We start from the raw sequence: 24852 nt of genomic DNA, 5'->3' as shown, positions 1-24852 counted from the left end.
TTATTAAAGTCTTTCTTACAATGGAATATTTCCGTGTTTCTTAGCTGGTAAAACCTCCGCTTTTGTATGCATCGCTTTCAATGCATCAATCAATCGGGCACGAGTTTCGCTTGGAAGAATCACATCATCAATATAGCCACGCTGAGCTGCCAAATAAGGAACGTTAAATGCATTTTCGTACTCCTTAATTTTCTCATCAGTCTTCGCTTGCTTATCATCAGCAGCCGAAATTTCTTTTTTATAAGTAGAAATAACCTCTACAGCGCCTTTAGCTCCCATTACTGCAATTTCGGCAGTTGGCCAAGCGAATACCATATCAGCTCCCAATGGCTTAGAACACATTGCCAAATAAGCACCACCATAATCCTTACGTGTTACTACAGTAAATTTAGGCACTGTAGCTTCTGCATAACTCCAAAGTAGTTTTGCTCCATGGCGAATAATACCACCTAGTTCTTGTTGTACACCTGGAAGGTATCCCGGAACATCAACAAAGGTTACCATTGGAATATTAAAGGCATCACAAGTACGAACAAACCGGCTAATTTTATCAGAAGCATCAATATCTAAACAACCTGCCTGAATTAAAGGTTGATTGGCAATAATACCTACCGAACGATTATCTAATCGACCAAAACCAATGATTGCATTTTCTGCATAATACTCATGTACTTCGTAAAACTCACCCTGATCAAGAACTGATTCGATTACAGCTTTCATATCGTAAGGTGTTTTAGGATCATCCGGAATAATCGTATCCAGTTCCTCGCAAACACGCTCAGGATCGTCACCCATTGGAATCTGAGGCGTTTCCTCTAAGTTATTATTTGGAAGATAACTTAAAATATCACGAATAGCCTCAATTGTTTCTTCGTCAGTATCGCAGGCAAAATGTGCATTACCACTTTTAGCGTTGTGAGCCATAGCTCCACCAAGTTCTTCAAAAGTCGTTTCTTCACCTGTTACTGTTTTAATTACATAAGGAGATGTAATAAACATGTGACTCTGCTTTTTAACCATGTATACAAAGTCAGTCATAGCTGGAGAATAAACTGCTCCACCGGCACAAGGACCCATAATAGCAGAAATCTGTGGAATTACACCAGAAGCTCTTGAATTACGCATAAATACCTCACCGTAACCTTTTAGTGCATCAACACCCTCTTCTACGCGTGCTCCACCTGAATCATTAAGTCCAACAATAGGCGCTCCGGCACTTACTGCCAAATCCATTATTTTACAGATTTTTGCTGCATGCATTTCACCCAAAGATCCTCCACGCGAAGTAAAATCCTGAGAGTAAGCAAATACTGTTCGTCCATTCACTAAACCATGACCAGTAATTACGCCATCAGCAGGAATTTCTGTTGTTTCAAAACCAAAGTTTACGCAACGATGTTCCACAAACATATCCAACTCTCTAAAACTTCCTTCATCAAAAAGCAAGTCTATTCTCTCACGTGCGGAAAGCTTACCTTTCTCATGCTGCTTGGCAACACGAGCTTCTCCACCCATTTTTTTAACTTCTTCTCTTTTTTTCTTTAAGAGATCTAACTTTTCAGATACCTTCATTTTATATTTTTTTTCAAGTAATTTGCTAAGAAAACCTCAAGGAGTTTCTATTTTACTTCAATTGCTATTCAATTTTAAACCTAAATATTTAAACCTTCTGTTTAGATCCGAATCCAGTTTAAAGAATTATTTCATTATTGATGGACGAATATAAATACTTTCATTGTAGATATGAAACTGTTTTAAAACACCAATACATGTCCGTAAACGTTTGTATATCAACTAACACGACCACCAACAACCACATATCATCTTATTCTTCAAGTAATTAAGTAGCAACGGATGACCTTTATCAAATTAGATCAAAATTTTAGAAGAAATACTATACAACATATAGTTGGTGGGTGAAAATACCCAATCTGGGAATTTTTCAATCTCATTTTCTATCAAGGAAAGGCTACATACTAACAACTCGCCTTCTAATATTTAATTCAAACAGCAACTAATAATCACCAAACTACCTGTTGATGGGAATAATTAGTCATTAGTATCAAAATGCTAATGATTATTTTTTGTACAAATAAAAATCGCTTCAGTGTGTCCATTAGCTTATAAAGATGATGCGAATAATTTAGCAGTTTGATTAAAAAACTATGGATTCCAGCTAGCGAAAAAAAAAGATTTTGAGTACAGAGAGTAAATTAATAGGATTCCTTATTGCACATTCTATTTATAGAGAATTATTTCTCTATTCAATAGTAAATACAATCATTTTTCCACAGGTGAAGGAAAGATTACATCATCAGTTAAATCATTTCAACGATTTATGCTTCAATTGAAGTTTGATGCTATTACCAGAAGCCAGTCCTTCTGATTTTAATAGAATCTCAACACTCTCTATCCTCCACGACCTCTAAATTCTCCATTCCCATTATTAACCAATAATGTATCTTTATCATTTATTTCAATTTACAAAGTGGAAAGAAAAAATAATATTAGATCTTAAAATGTCTCCTAAATCAGTAGAAATTCATGAAATTTTAACCCTTTACAACAAAACACAACTGATATCCAAAATAAATTCACCAGAGTTTCGAGAATTACTCTGTCAGGCATCTTTCACTCCCTATTCTCTTATCAAACGAGACAGTTTAATTCGGGGAGTGTAACTTAGATGAGAAGTAGATAATCTGGAGAAATATCACCGTTTCATATCTAAACCCAACATAGAAAGCCAATGTTATTCGACAATAAAAAACCACCTCCTAATTAAGGAGGTGGTTAAAACCAGTTGAATGCCATAAATCTTTTAGCACTGCTTAAGGTCGAACAATACTAAACTGAACCACTTCTTCCATCAAGTTGCCAGATTGATCAATTACAGTCAATGTTAAATTATAATCGCCTAGATAGGTATTGTACCCCACGGCAATATCAAAATTTAAATTATAAGAAATAGCTCCCTTTACCAGTTCAGGTAAAGCATTTCCGTAAGCATCAGTGTCGATAAAAGAGCTAAAATAAAATTCTTCTATATTTTTAGTTGATTTTACACCTCCATAGTTAATTTCCACAACATAGTCCTTCAATTCTTTATTATCTGAAATTAATGCTCTTACATTCAAAACACTCCCTACAGTAACTGTCGCAGCACGAGTGGGACTATACAAAATAATATTTGGTTTGATTTCATCAATATTTTTCTCATCATCTTCACAGCCTATAAAAACTATAGCGAAGATTATAACTATGATATATTTTAATATTTCCATATCTTTTTAATTTACGGTAAAATGTATTGTATTCTCTTCCATCGAATAAAACTGATCAATACACAATTGAATTGCGAAGCCAAGCTCTTATATCAATATTCTAATTCATTTCTTTAAAATACGATAATCGATATTATTTCAGCACTCGAAGTTTAGAACTAAAAGTCTCATTACCAGAAGTAATGCGAACGATATAAACACCGTTTTGTAAAGAATTAATAAAAATACTGTTGGTCCCAAGATTCTCATCCTTTTTGACATATACCTTTCGACCCATCAAATTGAAGATTTCAAGAGTATATGCTTGTTTGGAACTATTGAGTTGCAGTCTAAATTCCCCACGGCAAGGGTTTGGATAGATCTTGAAATCATCCACCTCATTATGGATTGTCTCCACACCAGTTGGAATCATTTCTGCAAATTTGCTATCTGACTGAAAAGACGTATCAAATATATAGCCAATGGCATAAGTCTCGTAGACTCTTGCCTCATCCACGTCTACCTTAATATTAATTGTACCCAAAGTTGAATGATTAACGGTCTCATAAAGGTTATTATCCAGATAGACCTCAAGCTTATCATAGGGAACTGTTACATCCATTTGGATATTCATTTTATAATCATCCAGAACTTCAAAGCTTGAAATAACTGGAGTTTTGTCCTTGACTTCAAGCTCTTGCACGTTAGATTTAAAAGTTTCCTGTCCGATGTGACCAACCACATAAGAACTGTAAACCCCGAATTCCTCCACATCAAATAAAATATTAAGAGCACCTAAATCTGGAGATGAAATCACCTGATTCAATTCTCCGTTAAGGTAAACATCCAGTTGATCGTAGTTTACTTTAACATCCATATCAAGCTTGATGACTTTATTATCGACCTCTTTGTATTCCGAGATCTCAGGAACCTTGTCTATTTCAGGAACGTCCACACTCCAAACACCTCTACCGTGCGTTGCAAATATAACTTGCTTACCAACAATATGCATATCGTAGATAGAAACAGGAGGCATATTGCTGATTACAGCATGCCAATTGGCTCCGTTGTCAGTAGATTCAAACAAACCTATTTCGGTACCTGCCCAAATGATATTAGGAGCATGAGGCATTACTAACAAAGAGTGGGTCACTACATCGGGAAAGCCATTGGAGCTTTTCTCCCCCGTTCCAAATCCGGAAATGTCCTCCCAGCTTTGCCCCAAATCGGTAGTTCTAAGAATTTTGGGTGATTTACTAACAGCAAAAAGCAAATAGGCTGTGGAAGGTTCCGAAGGATGGGTTGCAATTCCACTGATGTAGGCTCTCATGTCTTTTTCTTCATATTCATTCACTGCTGTAAAAGTTTCTCCCTCATCCTTAGATACATGAATTTTATATTCACCATCTTTCACCATAGCAGCTCCGGCCCAAACAATGTTCGGATCTGCTAAAGACACCTCAACATTGTGTTTACTCGTGGCTCCTGCCCAATAGGAATTAATTCTTTTAAGTTTCCAATTGGCCCCGAAATCGGTGGATTTGTAAACACCGGCTTTGGCAATAGCAAATACAACATCAGGATGCCACTTGGAAGCGGACAACCTGGTAATGAAGGGACCATCCTGATAAGAGATCCCACTAATGGCTGACCAGTTATTCCCACCGTCTAAAGATTTGTAGATGGAATTATAGTAGATACTTCCCAAAAGCTTTTTAGGATCTTTACTATGCCAAAGGCATTCGAAACCATCTCCACCCAAACGGAAATAGTAATTGGAGCTGGAGGAGGCATCTTCATCTGCAGCTGACTGCCATGTTCCGTTATCCTGCATCCCCCCCATATATTCATTAGCTTCAGGATTTTTAGCTACGCCATAAAATTGTGTCGTAATATAGTTGTTGGGTTTCTGTTTAAATGTTACACCATTATCCTCTGAAACACCAATTCCCCCGTCATTTCCGTTAATAATTCTGAAATTATTATCTTCTCCTGGTATAATGGTGATGTTGTGATGGTCGGGATGCAAACCTTCAATCTTAGTTTCACCTCTGGCGAAAGCTTGTTGATAACTATTTGCTCCACCCACGTTTCCATAAGCATCTGCAACACTGATGGTCTCTCCACCTGCTAACTCAATGGCTCCGTATTCCACAATGATTTTAGATTCTGGCAAGTTTTCGGCCTCCCAGATCGCCCCCTCTTTCAATTCGGGCCAGATCATATACATCGATTTATACATGTGGCCACCTGCTTTCGCAATATTATTATCTGGGGTGTCTGCATTGTACTCCACGGCATTGATGAAGATATACTCTCTCCCTAAATCACCATATTCTTTCCCTTCCCCTTTTCTGGTATAGAGATTATAAGAACCATCTCTTTCCTGGTCACGGAATGAAACCATTAACTGTTTGTTGTTTGTAATATCCCAAACCTGGAAGGGCACCTCTTTGTAATCAGCGTAAGTGTAACTTGAGTTTGCAACCCCTGAAGTGGCTTGATCGGGAACGATAAAACGATGTGCCATTTGCGAGATTCCTTCTCCAAAACGAATTTCAATTGAAGTCCAGTCTGAGTCTAAAAGGTTAGTTCCTCCTTCGGAGTTTAAACCTCCTCCCAAGTGACTGCCTTCAAAATTTACGAAAGATAGAAAATCAGTATTAACAGTATAGGCTGCTTTAATGGCCGGGGCAATTTTAGTGGTTGTATGATTAATAGCAAGTTTCCACATATTAACACCTCCAACAAATACAACACTATCAATAAACGGATGTGCCACTATAGTGTTATTGTAGTTACCCTGCCCCCCTAATAAGTTCTCGTTAATCTCAATTGAGTCTTCATCCTTATATCGATACCAGTTCGTTGCCTTATCCCAGGAAACAAAAACAGTGGATTCTGCTTCCGAAATATTGATACTGGTGTAAACAATGTCTTTATTAACAGGAGACACAGCTATCTCGTAACGGGTACCGATAGCCAAACCTCTGGAAAATAACTCCCAAGTATCTCCTCCATCTGTGGTGCGAAGAATACCTTTTCTACCTTCTCCCGCGTAAATGATATTTTCTTCCTCTGGATGAGCGGCAAGATCGTCAACACCATATAGCAACGGATCACTTTCATATACCTGATTCCAATTTTCACCTCCATCTTTTGATTTGAATATGCCGTATTCTGTAGCAGCAATAACAATATCTGCATTTACAGGATTCACCCAAAGTCGGTTGGTATAACTAAATTTTTCATCCGTAGCCGTGTTAACTAGTTGGGTCCAGTTAGCTCCTCTATCAACCGATTTCCAGATACCATTACCCATATTTCCGGCACCTCCGGGAAAACTTTCTCCTGTACCTGCATAAATAATACTATGATCTGAATTAGCCATAACCAAAGCGTTCACTGATAGATTGGTAAGATCGTCCGATAGATGAGTCCAGTTTTCAGCTCCATCTGTAGTTCTCCAGATACCTCCTGTAGCACTACCGGCAATCCAAGTGTTTTTATTGGGATCATCCGGATCTACAATAATGGCTCGGGTACGTCCTCCGATGTTGGCCGGGCCTCGCTGAATGAAGTTCAAGGCCGCTTTAGTGCTTTTTAATTTTGAACCATTGTTTCGCGCGTTTTCAAGCTCCAGAGTTTTGTAGTTCATCTTGTAGCCCGATTCGCTCTCTCCTATTTTTGTGGTGATATCCTTAAAATACTTGCCGTACATATCCGGCTTATTGGCTTTACTATAGCCAACCATTCTTTTGACTTTCTTTTCCTGAAACTGCTTCTGCCAAAACTCTTTCGGGGTGAAATTACCGAAGCAAAATTCCTTTCCCGCAGGTTGAGTGTAGTTACCGATTAGAATCGCCGAAAGGGCCAGAATTCCTACAGTACCCAAGAGGTATTTTTTTTTCATAGATTGATAATTTTCTAAAGATGACATTGGGACCTTTCCGAAGATTATTCGGCCATTGAACAGGCATCGGAATCTTAGGCGTCCCGTCCATCTTCAGGATGGTTAAGTTTATTAGTTAGCTTATGGTTTAAGTAATCTTATTGGGTCTTTCCAGGGGTAATTTTTTTCTTCGTAAGTAAATCGAATAAATAGGTCCATTTTCCTGTATCTGTAGGGCCAGTAATGTATCCCCTCTGATTGGTGATCAATAGCTGGGTGTTATTGTGCCAGGTAATTTCGGCATTAGCAATTTTATCCTCATAAATTATTTTCTGTTTCTGAATATCGTAAACGAAAAATTCGATCAGTTGATTCGGAATGAGCTGAGTATCGGGATTCCGCTTTTGGCAAAGTACATAGCTCAGATTCGGGTTTAGAAAGCACTCAGCATTTTCACCATACTTTTTATGTGCAATTAGTTGGTACATTTGCTTTGAGCTTGATGTTGCCACCTGAGCAAGTTGTTTATTGGGCCCGCATCCACTCATAAGAAGGAGAAGGCACATGGTAAATAGTAAGTCTTTGAAATTCATCAACTTTAGGATTTATGGTTAGCTGTATTTTTATATAATATTCTTAAAACACTAATTTACATCTCTTTAAACTGGTGATAAATAGAACGAGAGCATACTCTCATTAACTATCCATACGGACTCTCCCTATTATTCGAAATCAACAGCTTTCAGGCTTACAATCGGGGTCGACACACATTAAAATAGCGTTTAATTTCATGATGATTTCCAGCTTTATCCTTAACCGCAAGAGAAAAAATATAATCTCCAACAATAGCATTCGATTTAACCTCGACATCGAATTCAAACTGCACAAATTGCTCCCCATTAATTTTTGGCAATTGATTACCTGAAGCATCTTGGTTGTAGTAAACAGAAAAGGCTTTCTCATACTCTTCATCTGAAGAGCCTCCCTTTTCAATCCGTATTTTATAGGAATCCAATTTTTGATTATCCTTCAAGTCTGCTCTAACAAAAAACTTACTTCCAGGCAACACCTCAGTGTACATTTTAGGACTTAATAATTTAATGTCTGGAGATATTACATCTATCTTATCATTATTCAGATTGGAAAAACCGAAAATTGACATTAAAGCAAATAAGACCAAAGGAATCTTTATAATAAATATACGATCAATCGATTTTTTAATACGGTAGAATTTCGTCATAAATTATATTATTTAGATAACAATTCTTCTGAGGGTAAAAGAGAACACAATAAGCACACTGAAGAAAATTGATCAAAACCCAAATTATGCAGACCGAGAGTAGTCTCCCGATTAAGCAACCTTCTAAGATGATCTTGAGCTTTGTCAAAGTCTATTGTTTTTCATTTTAAACATGACAAGGCTCAAGAATATTACCTTTTGCAAGCAATGATTGACAGACTGTATCATATGTTATCTGTCAGAGTTTATGCTTTAGCTAAATTCTATAGCAATATTGTTGTTTGCTCTCTAAGAATTTGCTGAACATCTTTAACTGATTGTTCATTTAAACTCTCAATGGAATAATCAACAGCCAAATTAAGTGATTCATATTTACCATCTGAAAGATGATAAGTACAAATAATCGATTCAAATAAGGCGCTCTGACTAAATGGATTAGAAGCTGTAATTACAATACAATCTTCTTTTTCATCCAATTTTACATCTTTAAAATATTTCGTAAATTCAAGCTTTGAAGTAGCATAATCGATGGTTAAGGTGGGCATATTCATAATATAATCGCCCCCATCCACCTTAACGGTTCTTCCTAAAAATCCTTCATCTTTACTACAAGAAACAAATGCAATTGTTGCTACAAGCAGTATTAATAATATATGTTTCATATGTCTATAATTTTCTTTCAATTGTCATATGGAAGCCGCAAGTAAATTTTAATCATTCCACATCGTGGAACTTATTCATAAAATTTACATGCTTATTTCAGCTTACTTAAGTTCTATTGTTTTACACATAATCTGATTATCTGCAACCACTCTAACTGTATATTTCCCAACAGGAATATTTTTCGCTTCCCAAATCTTCACGTTTGTTCCAACCGTTGTCGTATCTTCAAACATAATTGTGACTACACTTCCTACTTCATCTAATAATTCCGCTGTAATCTGACTTTCTTTCTTTGAATTCAGAACGACAGACACACACCGCTTACCAACAAGAGTTGAAAAACCCATAAAATCCGTTCCCGCATTATCATTTAAAGCAGCAATAGGAGTCGTATTTATTTTAATTTTCACGAACTCACCTGGTTCCAATGTCTTAGCATCAACAACTCCTATATATTCTTTAGCAGGTGTAGTCCGATAATCGACTAAAGTACAGTAGAGAATTTCACCATCACCCGATTTAGCCCCGGCATCTTTATCATTTATATCAACAAAGAATGCAGGAGATTCAGTGCCCTCAACTTCATCCAATAAATCTGTCACATCAATACCTACTTCAATAATTTTATTGGAAGGTCCATACTTACCTCTCATATAATGATCTCCACCAGCGTTTCTCATCCATTTAAAATATCTGCTGGTAGTGGCATATTTTGCATCCTTATCAGCTGCTATGCCTACCTTAACGCTCACATCATTTCTTGAATCATGCTCAAGACCCAAGCAAATTGCAACTTTAACATCCCGCTCTTCAGCAGCAATCATTAAACATTCCTTCCCCATATTTCCTGTGCCTCCCTCACCTTGTTCTAAAGTGGTAAATGTGTGATAGGGAGCATAAAATTTTCCTTGATCTCCCCAGGAAGTCCCCCAGGAATTCGCAACAATAAAGGCACCCATTTCATAATCGTCCTTCTGACCATCTTTGTTATAATCCCACCAAACAGAATCATCAAATCCGACAATAGCCATAGAATGCATTCCACTGGTACCAAATTCAGGAATAATTGCTTTTAATCCGGTATCGGTTACTTCATCATATGGGGTTGCAGCCAAAGGATCAGCAAATGCAGAAAATTGGATCAATCCACCATGAGCAGAACCATTCCCGTGATCGATAAGATATTGCTTCATTAATTCTAAATCACCCGGTACAGTTGGATCAAGTCTACTTAGTGTACCAACTCTATTAGACATACCTGTTTTGTAGACATCGAAACCAGATGCCCATTCCGTAGTGCTTTCGGTTACATAAACCGACTCTGGTACAACACCATTGGCTTCAATTGTTGCATAAACATCCCAGGCATATGTTCCCCTCTCTATACCTCCATTCATGAAGTTCCAGATATACATATAATTGGCAATATTTTCCGGTAACTTACCATCTCTGTCGTGCAAAAGATTTAGCTCGTAAGTATAAATGTAGTGGACATTTGATGCCGGACCACATGAGTTACTTATTTGACTAACTATCGGTGGAAAGAATTTCGTATCTGAATTATCAACAAAAGTGACAGCAGTTTCTCCTGACTTCGCTGTTTTTAAAGAAGGCGAAATAGACAGTTTGGGAATCCGGCTCAATGCTTCAAGAGCCTCTGCTCTATTTTCTGCAGTAATTTCTATCAATCCAAATCTTTTTTCAGGCAAACCTGTGTTGTCTTTAAGCTGCGCATTAACCTTCAATAGGATGAATACACCAACAAGACATATTAATATTTTTTTCATGTATTATGAATTTTATAATTAAGGTTAGGTCGTCTTTCTTATTAAAAGAGAAATATTACGAATAGAACTAATATGCAATAAGCGAAACACTTTACCAGCATATTAGTTCTATTTCAGCATAAAATGCTTATGAAAAATTATTCCCTCTCTATATTGTAATAGGTCACAAGATCAAAATCAGGACCGAAGGACGTCTCAATTGCCACATACTCGCCATTATAAACAATTGGCTGATTCATTAAAACTTCAATGCCGCTTATTCCACTAGCAGCGACATCAAAAGTTGCATGATATGTATTTTTGTATTTTTCGTCTTCTGAAAGCTCTCCATATACATCCTTATTACTTCCATCGTCCATAGAAAGTGTCATAACAATTGAATTGTCATCATTCATGGTATATGAATATTGGGTTCTAACAGAATTAAACCAACTTTCCTTCTCTGCATCAGTCAATTCGCTATTTAGCATGCTCAGAATGGTCTCCTCATCATAAATATCTCCCGATACCTTATTGATAAGTTCTATTTTCACGCCTGTCCATTGTCCAACGATCTCGGCAGGAACAATAAAATCTGCTTTTTCTACCGTTAATTCAATAGTCGCCTCCGCGCCGCTTTCATTCTCAATACCAATTATTGCAAAACCAGCGTTTAAACCAGTAACCACCCCTTTATCATCAACTGTAGCCACCTCAAGATTATAACTTCTGTAACTTAAATTTTGAGCCGCAGATTCTTTGGTAAGACTAATCTCAAAAGACTCTCCTGCCTTAATGGTCTTAAACGTTTCGGTCACTACTACAGTTCTGATTATGTTCTCGTCCTCTTTATTCGTACAAGAAAAAAGTGACACAAGCATAAGTGAACATATCAACAAAGCTTTCAATTTTATAAATCTATTTTTCATCTGTTTATATTTTCTTATTTGTCAGATGAAACTAACCATGAATTAAATAAGATCTCTACCCGTCTAACCCGAAGTATCGGACTAATAATTATTATATCATGGTTGTTTCGTAACTTCTTCAATACTTATTATTTAATTACTCTACCCTATCAAGTTTAACCCTAATATCAAACCCTTCAGTAAAAGGAAACAAACTCATAACTGCAGAATTCATATCATCTGAAAGAGTAACTAATGTTTCTCTGGCTATTTGAGTGCCTTCATCATGATGCTCTACATAGTTCACTTCATAAGTAGAGGGTTCTTTTGATCTTGACCAGGATTGGTCGCTTACTTCTACCTCATAAACACCTCTTACAACTTCAATTTCCAAATCAGAATCTTCCCCTACCGTAAACGAAAAATCTTTTTCAAAAATAGAATTAGTATACATAATAAACCTAACCAGGTCTACATAAACTGATCGCTTATCGTAATCACTTGTCGAAACAATAGTATCATTAAGTAATTTAACAATATCTGAAGCAGAATAGGTGACCTCACTCTGCCCTTCAAAATTGTTTAATACGACTTCTACATCATTTACAGTTGTCCACTTACCAAGAAAACGATCGGGATTTACAATAATGGCACACTTCTTAAACACCTCCGGCTTATCAAGAAGATAAACCTTTATTGTAGCTATTCCCGATTTTAATGCTTCAATATTCCCGTCACTATCAATAGATACAAAATCAGGATTATAAGATAACCAACCTAGTTCCTGTGTTTCAGAACTTCCAGACACAACAGCCTCCAACTTCATTTGAGACCCCAACTCAACCGTCATTTCTTCAAAAATCTTAATACTAGCTATAGTATTATCCGCATCCTCCTTATCACAAGAGGTAAAAAAGAATAGGCCAATTAAGGCACCAAATATTAAATTTATCTTTAAAGCTTTCATTATAATATATGTTTGGATTGTAATATATTCAAGATTGTTTTTTACTCAACTCTCTCTAAAGAGATATACCAGGTGTGGCTTACAGCAGGATCAGGCGATAAATCAAGAACAGCCTTATTTTTATCTTCACTAAGTGTTAAAATACTGTTTCGCACTCTTTTAGAATTCCAGTTCTCTGTAAAATCGATATAGTATTTATTCAATTCCATAGACTTCCATGAACAATCGGTACAGTATACGCCCTCTTTTCCCAAAATTACTTTAAGCTCATTTTGTTCCTTTATCTCCAACGAGTATCCTATACCATAAATTAATTTACATTGCTCAGCATAAGCAATATTTGCAGTAAAATCAGCTTTTTCTTCCTCGGTTGTTGCAGCAGCCAAGCCCTCTTCGCAATAGGTAATAAACTCATCATAAGTAAATCGTCCCTCTTCCGGATTTGCCAGTCCATTAAATTGGATTATCATCTCATCAGCCCCCTTAGATTTCCATATACCCACTAACTCATCAGCTATTAAGGAAAGTTCGCAAGAAGCTGAAATGTCGGGATTAGAAATAAGAGTTGCTGTTATCGTGGCTGACCCCATAGCTTTTACGGTTACTAATCCGCTACTTGAAACTGACATGATATCACGTGCATCAGAACTCCATTTCACACTTTTGTTATCGGCATTTTCCGGTTTAACAATGGCATACAATTGATACGTCTCACCAATCTTTTCCAACTTAACAGCCGTATCTGATAGAGTCAACTCTTCAGCCATCAGTCTTTCTGCACCTCCCTCTTTCTCACATGACGAAAAAAAACTCACCAACAAGGCTAGTACTACAACTCTAAAAATTCTCATTTGCATATCTATACTTTTAAAAATACCAACACTTCGTTAGGCTTATCTCTACCGTTGATAATCCCTCATTTATAATTCAAAACATGATACTTACCACGAATTGAAAACCTAACGAAGTGTATAACATATTATTCTTATTTATTTTTATGATTTATTACTCTTTAAACCATTCTCCTATATCATACCCATAATCAGGATGTTTTCCTGTGTATTTAAAATAGAACTTATCGGTATCGTTTATGTACAAACGACATGTCTGATCTTCAAAACAGTAATCCTGAATACTTCCTTTATCAAGTACCTTAGAAGACACTTCGTCAATTGATGCTGCATTGTAAATTATCTTGGAAATATTTGGCATACTATAACAAGAAAGGTATAAGCTTGAATTACAATTTGATAAATTCAGCTCTTCCATCTCAGAATAAGATATTGACAAATATGTAATTAAAGGACAGCTAGACAAGTCCAGACTAGTTAATGAACTAGATGATCCATCAAGATGTGTTAAGTTAACATTAGTCGATAAATCAAGACTCTTTAGATTTGGAGTATCGCTAAAACTAAGAGACTCCAATGCAGTAACATCCGCTAAATTAAGACTGCTAAGCTTTGTATTAGAACAGCTTATTTCTAATAAAGAACTGCAACCTGAAACGTTAATTGTTGCTAGTAAATCATTATTATCACAATATAATTTTTCCAAATCAACACATTTAGATAAATCTAAACTGTTAACGTCTGTCTCAAGGCAGTACAGTTCTTTCAACTTAGTACAATTAGTCAGATCCAAATTTGTTAAGCCAATCTTATCAGCATGTAAGAATTCCAAATTTATCAGCATAGAACAATCAATAGCCGTAATTTTTGAACGACCAAATCTCAATTGCTTTAAATTTATATTAGCTGACAAATCTAAGGTCTCAATTTGCGTATTTTGACAAGAGAATTCTTCCAGTTTTGTATTATTGGATAGGTTAATAGTCGAAATTGAAGTTTGTCCACAATTCGCTACAGTTAACTCAGGACATTGAGTAAGATCAAGTTCTGTTAAGCCATAACACAAAGAGGCAGAAAAGTATTTTAGTTTCGTACAGTTAGTAAGATCTATTTTTTTAATTTTAGTATCTCCACAGTCTAAATGTTCCAATGCATAACAATTCGTTACATCTAGCTCCTCTACATCATTCCATGTATACTGTATTTTCTGCAACACTTTTGCATTATCGACAACAATATAGCCCTTACCAGGAATGTATAATTCCACCTCTTCATCGGCAGGTAGCTTCGTCTCTACCCCCTCATTGTCAATAACAATATTATCCACCAAAGAGATAAGGGTTATAGGTCTACCATAGCTACGTAGATTGGTTATATTCATCGAGGCAGGAATATCTCTTACGTTCTTCCATTCACCATCCTCAAAATAGTAGTTGGAAACAGAGTTTAATGACAATCTACATTTACCATCAATAGCACAATATTCCTGTATAACACTATTATCTTTTATTATAGCAGGTACAGTTGAAATATCAGTCGCAGCATAAAGAATCTTTTCAATTTTTTCAAGATTAGCACAGGCCAGAGTCTTGATATTCTCAAGTCCCGATAAATCTAACATTGTTAATGCTGCACTATTTTCAATGTCAATATTTTCAAGCTTAATATTCTCAGTAAAAGTAAGTTCTTCAAAAGCTGCATTCTGACTGATAAAATCGATTAACCCAACATTTTTAGACATATCTAATGTTGTGATATTGGTCTCGCTAATATTAAGCTTTGTCAGCGCAATATTTTCTGAAATATCCAGTGTTGCCACACTTGTATGTGAACAATCCAATTCTTTCAAATTAGTATTACTTGTCAGATCAAGTGAAATAATTGGAGTACTTGAACAATTCAAGCTCTGTAAATTTACAGATTTACTCACCTTCATTTCTGTTATCCCACTATTAGAAAGATCCAGGACTTTCAAGCTAACCAAGCTATCTACATCAAACCCAATAAGAGATGGTGTAGTACAACTCAATTCATCAACAATATTATTTAACACTCTTAATTCGGTATTCGATGGAAGATTAAGAACCCCATCATCAGGTATGATCACGGTTTGCTTTTTACCTGCTTCGAACCAGTAAATTTCCTGTTCCTTCTGATTCGTTTTAATAACAACATCTAAATTCTTACTATCTTGTGTCATAAAATAGATAGTTGTCATATCTTCGCTCTCTTTAATTTTACCCTCGAGATCATCCTTTTCACAAGATGCCAAAGATCCAAGTAAAAAGAGAAACGAAAAAAACACAATTAGTCGATTAATTTTCATAGTTTTTCTATTTATGGGTTAGTATTTAGGTCGAATATATCCCAGCCCTTCGGGATAAAAAATATTTTTATCTCAACGGCTCATTATATGTATCGATTGCCATCTTTTCACGCATAATCGATTTTTCGAATTGTTGTCTTTCACTATCATTCCTCAAAATTTACTATATGATGTCAATTATTTAGAATCGTTTGCGAACCGTTAAGGGGGCTTTATATACTGAAGACAGGAATCTAACTGCTTGCCTTTACTCGGGCATTAATGAGCCCTTGCAGCAATCAGTAAGTCTTTTTCAAGAATTACGTCCCGTAAAATAATTCGTATCTAAAAAGCTTTTTTTAAAAAAAAGGAAGAGCTACCTACCCCAGTTAAAATATAATCAGAATCAAAATTGACAGGAAAGCCATCAGCCTGGGATCAAATAGAAATGAAACATGCTCAAAAACATTCAACACAGAAATAAGACTTGAAGCATATGATTGTTAACTACAAAAACAGTCATACAAAAAAACAAAACTGTATCCCAACAACTTGCAAGCATTACACTTTCGCTAAAATGAGATAAACCAAAGCCCTACTGCATTTATCAAGTGATAAAACATTAATCAAGTTATTAAACTTATTTTCCTACTTTAGAGGCCTCAAGTATCGTAATACTCACAAACTAATATGATAATAGGGAAACAGAAATATCAAATAATACTACTCCATTTTATACTTTGGTGTATCTTAATTCTACCCCCCTATTTATTTGTGGATGGAATCGTATTAGCCAATAACTTCAATCAGTTCATAAGTGAAAATCTATTTTCACTAGCAATATTCTATTTAAACTATTTTTTACTTGTTAGTCAATTTCTTAGCTGGAAAAAATTTGCTATATATATACTCTTACTTGCGGTTATATCATTCTTCTGTTTTTCTATAATGCTAGGCTATCAACTCTATATCAAGGATATGTTTGAATGGAATACGAGAGGATATTTAAAAAACTATTCATACAATATTCCATCTATACTATATTATTCGGTGATTGCAGTTTTTGCAAGATCATATTATGATTTACAAAATAGTCTGGAAAGAGAATATCAATTAAAGAATGAAAAAATAACAACTGAACTTAACTACTTAAAAAGTCAGATAGATCCACATTTTTTCTTTAACAATCTCAACAATATCTACAGTATGGCGATAAAAAAGGATGAGAATATAACGGTAATGATTTCTCGTCTTTCAGACATGATGCGCTCGTATATTTATAATTCACGTCTGTCTAAAATATCACTTGATAAAGAGATTGATTTCATCGAGAATTTTGTTTACTTCCAACTACTTAAAAAACCTAAATCTACTGATATTGACGTATATAGCGATGGCTACATTAATGATTATTTCATCACACCTATGCTGCTTATTAATTTTGTAGAAAATGCTTTTAAACACTCAAATATATTTCACAACACTGAAGCAAGTATATCAATAAACTGCTTTGTAGATGAATCGAAAAATCTGGAATTTCAAGTAGAAAATACCATCTATAATTTACCCAATCATTCTGTTTCGGGTATTGGTAACGAGAACACTAAACGCCGGTTAGAACTCTTATATCCTGGCAGATATAAACTAATAGAGAATATAAATGACAATATTTATTCTATCGTTCTAAAAATCTATAATAAAACTAAGTAATGAAAAATCAAACTTGTATAATTGTTGAAGATGAGCAACTAGCAATTGATTTGTTGCTATCATACGTTGAAAAAATTCCATTTCTTAGCTGTGCCGGAGCCTTTCCAAATGCAATAGAGGCCTACTCTTTTCTATACGAAAATAGTGTGGATATTATTTTTGTTGATATCGATATGCCAGGAATGAAAGGCACCGATTTTGTCAAATCATTACGCAGAAATTATAAAATTATTTTTACAACTGCTTGCGAACAATCTGCATTGGAGGCCTTTGAGTTAAACGCAATCGATTATCTCACCAAACCCATTGAATTTAACCGCTTTATACAAGCATTGAATAAAGCCACACTATATAATATCTCAACATCTGAAAATAAAACTAACGCAGGAAAATTATTCATTAAGGTAGATGGTAAAATTATTAATATTTCACTCAATGAAATCCTTTACATTCAAGGTATGCAGAGATATACACAAATCTTTACTAAAAATAATAAATATACAAGCCTCACATCATTATTCAAATTAAGTGAACATCTTCCCAAAGATAAATTCCTTAGGGTTCACAAATCTTATATCATCAATATTGATAACATATCGTGCATCGAAGGAAATATGATTAAAATAAATAATGAAACAATACCTATCTCTAAGGGTAAAAAAGATCAATTTTTTAAAGATCTGGATGAAAATATCGACATTCTATATCTATAATCTAAAAAGTAAATCAAAAATTAAGTATTAAAAACCAACTAAAACTAGAGATGCTTTTTAATCTATATTATGAATAAGTATATTAAAAAAAAAATTATACTTATTGTGTATTCTCCTATCAGCATCAAGCCTCTTTCAAGACAGACGTTTTTTTTTATTATTTGAAAGGGGCCTTCATCAAAAGGAGATAATATAAAACAAAATTGAACCTTTGTTTTATATCCGGGAATAATTAATCATCTTGTAATTTAGCAACACGTATTTTAATTCGCCTACATCCATTTCTTTTTCTTAAACCAAATGCCCATTCCTATTGCCATTACAAGCATAATAAACAGGAGGTAAAAGTAACCATATCGGTAATTCAGCTCCGGCATATTGGAAAAGTTCATCCCGTAAATACCTGCTAAAAAAGTTAGGGGGATAAATATGGTTGCCACTAAGGTCAACAACTTCATGATCTTATTCAGCTGATTATCCTGCATCGACTGATAAGAATCATTAATAGCATATAAATTATCTCTCAGGAAATCCAACTGATCGAGCACAAACATCACATGATCTTCGGTATCTCTGTAATATTTAAGATTCTCCTTATCAATCAGATCCAGTTCCCCACTTATAATTTGATCGTAAACTTCTTTTAGAGGAAGAATACTTCGGCGCGCTCTGAGTAAAACCCGTCTGTATTCTCTAATCTTACCGGGAATATCAATTCCCGAATTCTGAACCACATAATCCTCAAGGCTTTCGATGATATCGTTCCCCGTTTCTATTAATTCAAAATAGCAGTCAACAACCAGATCAGCAAGCGCAAACATTAAATAATCGGCCCCTTTTGATCTTATCTTTCGGCTTTGATTTTGAAGTCGGGATATCACGGAATCAAAAATTGGATCTTCAGAATCGATAAATGAAAGGACAAACTTATCCCCCAAAACAAAATGGACGGGAACAGAAGCATATGCCAGAGAATCTTTCTCATTTAAAACCATTTTAAGTGAGAGATAACAATAATCTTCCAAAACCTCAAACTTGGGTCTCAAAAAAGTATTTAAAATATCTTCGAGTACCAAATTGTGGATATTAAACTGAAGGCCTATATTTTCCAAGGCAGGCACATCAACGCCTTTTAAATTGATCCATGTCACACAATCAGAATGTTTTCTATTGAATTTTACCGTTTCCAAATTACTTTTATATTCCTTAAGGTGAAACTCATCGGCATTAAATCGGATTTCCTGTATTGAAGCCTGACTTAGATTTTGTTGTCCAACATGAACTAAAGAACCGGGTGGCATCCCTTTTTTAGAGGAATTTTTTTTCATTTTTTTATGTGGTATCATCTGTACAGATATGAATAATATTACCTTTAATATAACTATTTTAAATTTAATCAATATTCGTTTAGAAAAATGGAAATGCTGGAAACTATTCTAAAAGATCTTGGGCTCGGTTATAAGCTCCTGTTTGTAATATTTGTTGCGGTAACCGGATTCATCGTATCAAAACTGATTCGATTCTTTATGACCCGTGTGCTGAAGCGATCGGCCGACAAACTAAACGTAGATCCAACCAATTATAATTTTCTGAAGAATGCGGTGAGTTTCCTAATTTTTATCACCGTTGTCATTATCATTTTCTATTCCATTCCTGAACTGAAAAGTTTAGGTGTCAGTTTACTGGCCAGTGCCGGTATACTGGCGGCGATTTTGGGTTTTGCCTCTCAACAGGCCTTCTCGAACATCATCAGCGGGATCTTCATCGTTATTTTTAAACCCTTTAGAGTGGGTGATTATATCAAGATAGGTGATTTAAACTTTGGAAATGTCGAAGATATTACCCTGCGTCATACGGTTATCCGCAATCCTGAAAACAGGCGTGTGATTATCCCCAACTCAGTTATCAGTTCTGAAACCATCTTAAACTCCACGATATCTGACCCGAGGATTTGCTCATTTCTTGAAATTGGAATTAGTTATGCATCGTCCATCGATTTGGCTAGCCGTATCATGCAGGAAGAAGCTTTGGCACACCCCAATTTCATGGATAATCGAACTGAAGAAGAAATAAAAGATAACCTACATCCCGTTTGTGTACGTGTCATTCAACTTGCCGAATCAAGCGTGGTTCTTAGAGCCTATATTTGGGCTGAAACCTCGGGCAATGCTTTTACAATGAAATGTGACCTGTTTAAATCGATTAAAGAACGATTTGACCGGGAAGGTGTTGAAATCCCTTTCCCACACCGAACCGTTTATATCAAACAAAACAATTAGAATTCTTTGATTTAGGAACTGATATTCCTAAGCTTTTAAATTCCGCTATGTATAAGGCCCCTCCTTTTCACAAAAAAGAGGGGCCTTATTCTTTTCGAAAAATTCCTGCAGAATTAAATCACATACAAATAGATGCTCATATAGTGACAAAAACATCCGATCAGCACCAAAATATGAAAACAGGCATGATTTAATGGAATTCGCTTTATGCTATAAAGAATGGCGCCAATTGTATAGGCTAAACCTCCGGCAAAAAGCCAGTACAAACCAGCTTCGGCAAGATTTTCGACAAGTGGTTGATATATGAAAACAACCATCCAGCCCATAAATAAATACATCAGGGTGGAGATCAAAGAAAATCGCCCTGTAAAAAAAAGCTTGATACTAATGCCCAGTAAAGCAAACAGCCAAACGGCTGCAAAAACAATGAGCCCTGTTCCCTCGGGTAAGGTCACCAAACAAAAGGGGGTATAAGTTCCCGCAATCAGAACATAAATAGAAGCATGGTCGAAGATTCTCAAACCTGCTCTTTTAACGGGATCTACCGCCCGATGGTAAAGTGTTGATGCGGCAAAAAGAATCATCATACTCATTCCAAAAATACCAAAGCTAAGCAGATGTTTCGTTTCACCATGCAGATAAGCGGATCTGATTAGGGCAACAAAACCTATGCAAGACAGTACAAATCCGAAAGCATGCGAATAAATATTTATCTTTTCTTCGAGTGGGGAGTACGTTTTATTTCCGGACTTTTTCATCAGCTAAATAGTGTATAAGCTTAAATTTTTAATGACTAAAGTTAAACAATATACGCAGATCCAAAAATTTCTGACAATGAGAAAAGAGAACCATCACGACAGATGATCCTCTTTTTTATATTACAGTCTGGTCATTTCCAGAATGCTTTCAACCTGGCCCGAAATTCCGGGTTTCACCGATGGGAATTCCATTTCGAATGCTGCTGTCCCAACGGTAAATGCTGAGGCTCCGGTCGTTTTAACCACCTCTATTCTTTCCTGACTGTCGATACTGCCCGCAACTATAACAGGTTTCGATGAGCTTTTGCAAACCTCCTGAATCAGTAAAGGAATATCTTCACCAGTAAATCGGTAAGCCAGCAAATCCAAGCCATCTACACCATCAATCGCTGTAATTGTTGCGGCATGAGCTGCAATCTCAGGAATTGTGCCCTTAAGAATACTTGGGTGATCTTCTATTTTGCCTACAAAAGGGTAATATTTTAGTGGGTGATCTTTAACCAGAGAAGCAATGAGTTCCGGTCGGGTTCCCCCCAACAAGTAGTCGACGTTCAGATCCATGGCAACTTTGGCCGATCTCATTTCGCTCTCAGCATCCAAACTCACCACCTCCAAATATACCTCAACGCCTTCCCTTCTCAAATCATCTGCAAGGTTCTTTAATTCGCTAGTGGGCAAACCAATATCTTTAAAACCAATATGCTTGACTCCTGCTGCTGCAATCTCCTTCACATACTTTCTTGCATCAGATACGGTCTGATCATCCTTGGTCAACATAAATATAAAATCGATACTCATCTTTCTTCTTAATCGTTTGTTGTTTTGTGTTTGAAAAACAAAAGTAGCATTTTATTAAATGCTACTTTATTTATTTTTCATCCCCCCAATATATTCACATCTGCACAGACGCGATTAATTGCGACGCTAACACATATCGATTCTCAAAGCTAATGCTTCCGGGCTTTTGTTTTCTTAAATGATTCCTTTATTTAACTTTTAACGGTAAATTGTATGAGTACAGTTTTTATTTCAACTAATCTTCATCATCCTCAATTTCTATACTTGATTGTAATTCATCAAATGCACTTTCCAAACCTTTATCTTTATAAATCGCCAACAATGATTTCTTTGGGTAAGATTTATTTTTATTCAATTTCATAGCTTCTATAAGAATTTCATTTGCCTGCTCAAAATCATCTTCTACATAATACAAGTATTCACCTTTCATACACTGAAACATATCCTCTGATTTAATGTCGGAACTTCTTTTTACTGCTTCCATCAATTCATTTAATGTTTCCACAACAGATTTTGTTGGCTTCTTTTTACTCCTTAACAAGCAAATAAAATATGAGTGAATATGATATATGTTTGTTCTTCTTTTTTCATAGTTTTCTTTTGCTAAATTTAAAGCGTCTCCATAATTTCCAGTTGATAAATAAAGGTTTACTATTTCTCTTTTTGTTCTTGAATGTTCTGGGTAATACTCTAAAGCCTTTAAATAGTTATCAATTGCTCTACTCTTATTTCCTTTATGTCTATGATAAAAACCAAGCAAGAAATAATAATCTAATTTGTTTACATCATTATTAAAGAATTGAACGTAATCAAAGAATTTTTCATTTCTAGTTCTAGCATATGCCTGAGTTAATCTATAATTTGTTTCCCAAATAACTTGGTCATCATAATTGGTTTGTTCTAATAATTCTAAGCAAATCTTAATTACATAGTCGTAATTTCCTTTATCATACTCTTTGATGATATTTTTAATAATTAATGAAGGGATGAAGTATTTCTTAGGGATTTTAACCTCGTTTTCAAGCATTTTTTGAAGGGTCAATAAAAACTCAGAATAGTCTTCAACAATTATATCATCCAAATCTTCATTTAATAATTGCTTTGAAATTTGTGTTAGTTGATTGTCATATTTTTTGTCTAATTTAATCTTTGACCTATTGATATAATCAGACAAAGTTGGATTTAGTTTAAGATATTCATAGCCTCCAAAAACAAAGTTAAATAATGATAAATCGTACAACTTTTGAAGCGCAATTGATGTATCATTATTATCACCAAATACTTTATTAATTAATTCCAAACTAAATATTTCATTTGATGCCATAAAGACAACTAATTGATATGCTATAGGTGAATCCTTTAGGTGATTTAAAATTGTACTACTATAATTATCTGAAAATTCTGCAATTTCACTAATATTCCTTTTTGCTTCAAGAGAACTAATTTCAATCAAGTTTACAGCGTAGATTATTTGAGAAGGAATTCCTCTTAAATGACCAATAAAGTATTCTTTATCTTCACGATTTATATTTTCTAGACCATAGATTCTTAAAAGTCTAAGAAATAAGTTTTTAGTTTCTGGCTGAGACAACTCAGGAATTCTATAAACTAGTGATTTCTTTTCTCTTTTTAATTTGAACTCATTGGGACGAAAGCGAGATATTAAACAGATAACTAAGTTATTATCAAATATATCATAGTTAACAAGAGAAGTAAACCAATTAACAATTGAGCCGTTTGGTAAAATAATACCTCCATCATCAATTATGTAGATAATTTCTTTGAACTCCATAAATTGCTTAACGAGGTTAACTGCAATATCAATTTTTTCCTCAAATTCTATTGCCGAAAAATCATAATCTAAAATTTCCGAATTTTTACTTATAGTATTAAGTTTATAGATAAAATTTTCTATACTCTCTTTTGCATCAACAGTAATTGCAGTAGGTGTTTCAAGATATTCCGTAAGTTTGTATTTTCTTAAAGCGTTTTTTAAGAATGTTCTTCGACCTATACCTTCAAAATAATTGTAAGCTACAATATAAGTTGGCATCCAATTATCAAGATTATTTATCTCATTCTCAAATTTTTGCATCTCAGAATTCCGCCCAACAAAGTTATTCTCAATATCTTGATTAAATTTAGTTTTCTTGAAGTTCACTTCCTTTAAGGCCTGATGAATCTTTTTTAAGATAATTACTTCGTTATTGATATATTTTAAGTTGTAAGGCTTGGATATCCATTTAGGTATTCTTTCATCAGAGTATTTAACATTTACATCAATTATAATAGGAATAATCCTATCTAAATAATCTGTCTTTAGATTTTCTTTTGACCTCCTAATTTCCTTCTTCACCCAAGGTGAATCAAGTGAATCGCTTGATATAAATAAAACAAAAACATCTGAGCTATCTAATTCACTAAAGATTTGTTCGAGTGTTTTTCTTCCTGGGTCAAATGAAATTTCATCAAGTACACAATTCTTGTTACCAAGCTGAGTAGCCACTCTTCTAACTAAATCTTTGTCTTTGCTACTATGTGATAAAAATGCTTTTGCCATTATATATTTATTTAAATTATCTTACTTCGTTTCACACTCTCTTTAGATTGCAACCAACCTATGACAACATCAATATTGATGTTATTTCTCTTATCTCGCTTGTTTTATTGTTGTTATTAGCCCAATACGGCAGTGTAAGAACAATAGATAATAAGGAGAACTAAATTTAACAATTACAA

Annotated in this window: 18 protein-coding genes; 3 read left to right on the top strand and 15 right to left on the bottom strand. The window is 34.9% G+C overall.

Going from position 1 to position 24852, the window contains the following annotated elements; translation table 11 throughout:
• Window positions 1-15: 15 nt before the first annotated feature.
• The 11 genes from EO244_RS11640 to EO244_RS11590 form a co-directional block, all read right to left on the bottom strand.
• Window positions 16-1572: an acyl-CoA carboxylase subunit beta gene (locus EO244_RS11640; protein ID WP_129254853.1), complete on the bottom strand. Its 1557-nt coding sequence runs from the start codon at window positions 1570-1572 to the stop codon at window positions 16-18.
• A 1259-nt stretch (window positions 1573-2831) separates the two neighbouring features.
• Window positions 2832-3284 carry a DUF4625 domain-containing protein gene (locus tag EO244_RS11635; protein ID WP_129254852.1) on the bottom strand — a complete coding sequence of 151 codons (453 nt, stop codon included), beginning with the start codon at window positions 3282-3284 and terminating at the stop codon, window positions 2832-2834.
• A gap of 133 nt (window positions 3285-3417) precedes the next feature.
• Window positions 3418-7176, bottom strand: coding sequence for a T9SS type A sorting domain-containing protein (locus tag EO244_RS11630; RefSeq protein WP_164977481.1), 3759 nt, complete (start codon window positions 7174-7176; stop codon window positions 3418-3420).
• Between the two features lie 137 nt (window positions 7177-7313).
• Entirely contained in the window at window positions 7314-7748 is a 435-nt protein-coding gene (locus EO244_RS11625) for a hypothetical protein (protein WP_129254850.1), read from the bottom strand.
• Window positions 7749-7903: 155 nt separating this feature from the next.
• Window positions 7904-8395 carry a DUF4625 domain-containing protein gene (locus tag EO244_RS11620; protein ID WP_129254849.1) on the bottom strand — a complete coding sequence of 164 codons (492 nt, stop codon included), beginning with the start codon at window positions 8393-8395 and terminating at the stop codon, window positions 7904-7906.
• Between the two features lie 263 nt (window positions 8396-8658).
• Window positions 8659-9057, bottom strand: a complete 399-nt coding sequence (locus EO244_RS11615; RefSeq protein WP_129254848.1) for a hypothetical protein — start codon at window positions 9055-9057, stop codon at window positions 8659-8661.
• 102 nt (window positions 9058-9159) lie between these two features.
• On the bottom strand, window positions 9160-10845 hold the full coding sequence (locus EO244_RS11610) for a C1 family peptidase (RefSeq protein ID WP_129254847.1): 1686 nt from the start codon (window positions 10843-10845) through the stop codon (window positions 9160-9162).
• A 137-nt stretch (window positions 10846-10982) separates the two neighbouring features.
• Window positions 10983-11753: a hypothetical protein gene (locus EO244_RS11605; RefSeq protein WP_129254846.1), complete on the bottom strand. Its 771-nt coding sequence runs from the start codon at window positions 11751-11753 to the stop codon at window positions 10983-10985.
• 136 nt (window positions 11754-11889) lie between these two features.
• The gene (locus tag EO244_RS11600; RefSeq protein ID WP_129254845.1) at window positions 11890-12699 is read right to left on the bottom strand and encodes an Ig-like domain-containing protein; all 810 of its coding nucleotides are present in this window, start codon (window positions 12697-12699) and stop codon (window positions 11890-11892) included.
• Between the two features lie 41 nt (window positions 12700-12740).
• Window positions 12741-13556, bottom strand: coding sequence for an Ig-like domain-containing protein (locus tag EO244_RS11595; RefSeq protein WP_129254844.1), 816 nt, complete (start codon window positions 13554-13556; stop codon window positions 12741-12743).
• Between the two features lie 148 nt (window positions 13557-13704).
• Complete coding sequence (locus tag EO244_RS11590) at window positions 13705-15855, bottom strand: leucine-rich repeat domain-containing protein (protein ID WP_129254843.1); 2151 nt, start codon at window positions 15853-15855, stop codon at window positions 13705-13707.
• Window positions 15856-16803: 948 nt separating this feature from the next.
• Between EO244_RS11590 and EO244_RS11585 the strand changes: the two genes are divergently transcribed.
• Complete coding sequence (locus tag EO244_RS11585) at window positions 16804-17565, top strand: sensor histidine kinase (protein WP_164977480.1); 762 nt, start codon at window positions 16804-16806, stop codon at window positions 17563-17565.
• Complete coding sequence (locus tag EO244_RS11580; RefSeq protein ID WP_129254841.1) at window positions 17565-18278, top strand: LytR/AlgR family response regulator transcription factor; 714 nt, start codon at window positions 17565-17567, stop codon at window positions 18276-18278. Before EO244_RS11585 ends, EO244_RS11580 begins: the two co-directional genes overlap by 1 nt.
• Before the next feature lie 272 nt (window positions 18279-18550).
• Here EO244_RS11580 and corA read toward each other — a convergent pair whose 3' ends face one another.
• Entirely contained in the window at window positions 18551-19606 is a 1056-nt protein-coding gene (gene corA / locus EO244_RS11575; protein WP_164977479.1) for a magnesium/cobalt transporter CorA, read from the bottom strand.
• A 93-nt stretch (window positions 19607-19699) separates the two neighbouring features.
• Here corA and EO244_RS11570 point away from each other — a divergent pair, with 93 nt between their 5' ends.
• The gene (locus EO244_RS11570) at window positions 19700-20557 is read left to right on the top strand and encodes a mechanosensitive ion channel family protein (RefSeq protein ID WP_206734548.1); all 858 of its coding nucleotides are present in this window, start codon (window positions 19700-19702) and stop codon (window positions 20555-20557) included.
• 113 nt (window positions 20558-20670) lie between these two features.
• Here EO244_RS11570 and trhA read toward each other — a convergent pair whose 3' ends face one another.
• The 3 genes from trhA to EO244_RS11555 form a co-directional block, all read right to left on the bottom strand.
• A complete protein-coding gene (trhA, locus tag EO244_RS11565; RefSeq protein WP_129254838.1) occupies window positions 20671-21315 on the bottom strand; it encodes a PAQR family membrane homeostasis protein TrhA in 645 nt (214 codons plus the stop codon).
• Window positions 21316-21435: 120 nt separating this feature from the next.
• The gene (locus EO244_RS11560; RefSeq protein ID WP_129254837.1) at window positions 21436-22113 is read right to left on the bottom strand and encodes a 4-hydroxythreonine-4-phosphate dehydrogenase; all 678 of its coding nucleotides are present in this window, start codon (window positions 22111-22113) and stop codon (window positions 21436-21438) included.
• Window positions 22114-22348: 235 nt separating this feature from the next.
• Window positions 22349-24673: a toll/interleukin-1 receptor domain-containing protein gene (locus EO244_RS11555; protein ID WP_129254836.1), complete on the bottom strand. Its 2325-nt coding sequence runs from the start codon at window positions 24671-24673 to the stop codon at window positions 22349-22351.
• Window positions 24674-24852: the final 179 nt, after the last annotated feature.

The organism is Ancylomarina salipaludis (assembly GCF_004122035.1).
In the GTDB taxonomy this organism is placed as follows: domain Bacteria; phylum Bacteroidota; class Bacteroidia; order Bacteroidales; family Marinifilaceae; genus Ancylomarina; species Ancylomarina salipaludis.
This window is presented reverse-complemented; position numbering and strand designations above follow the sequence as displayed.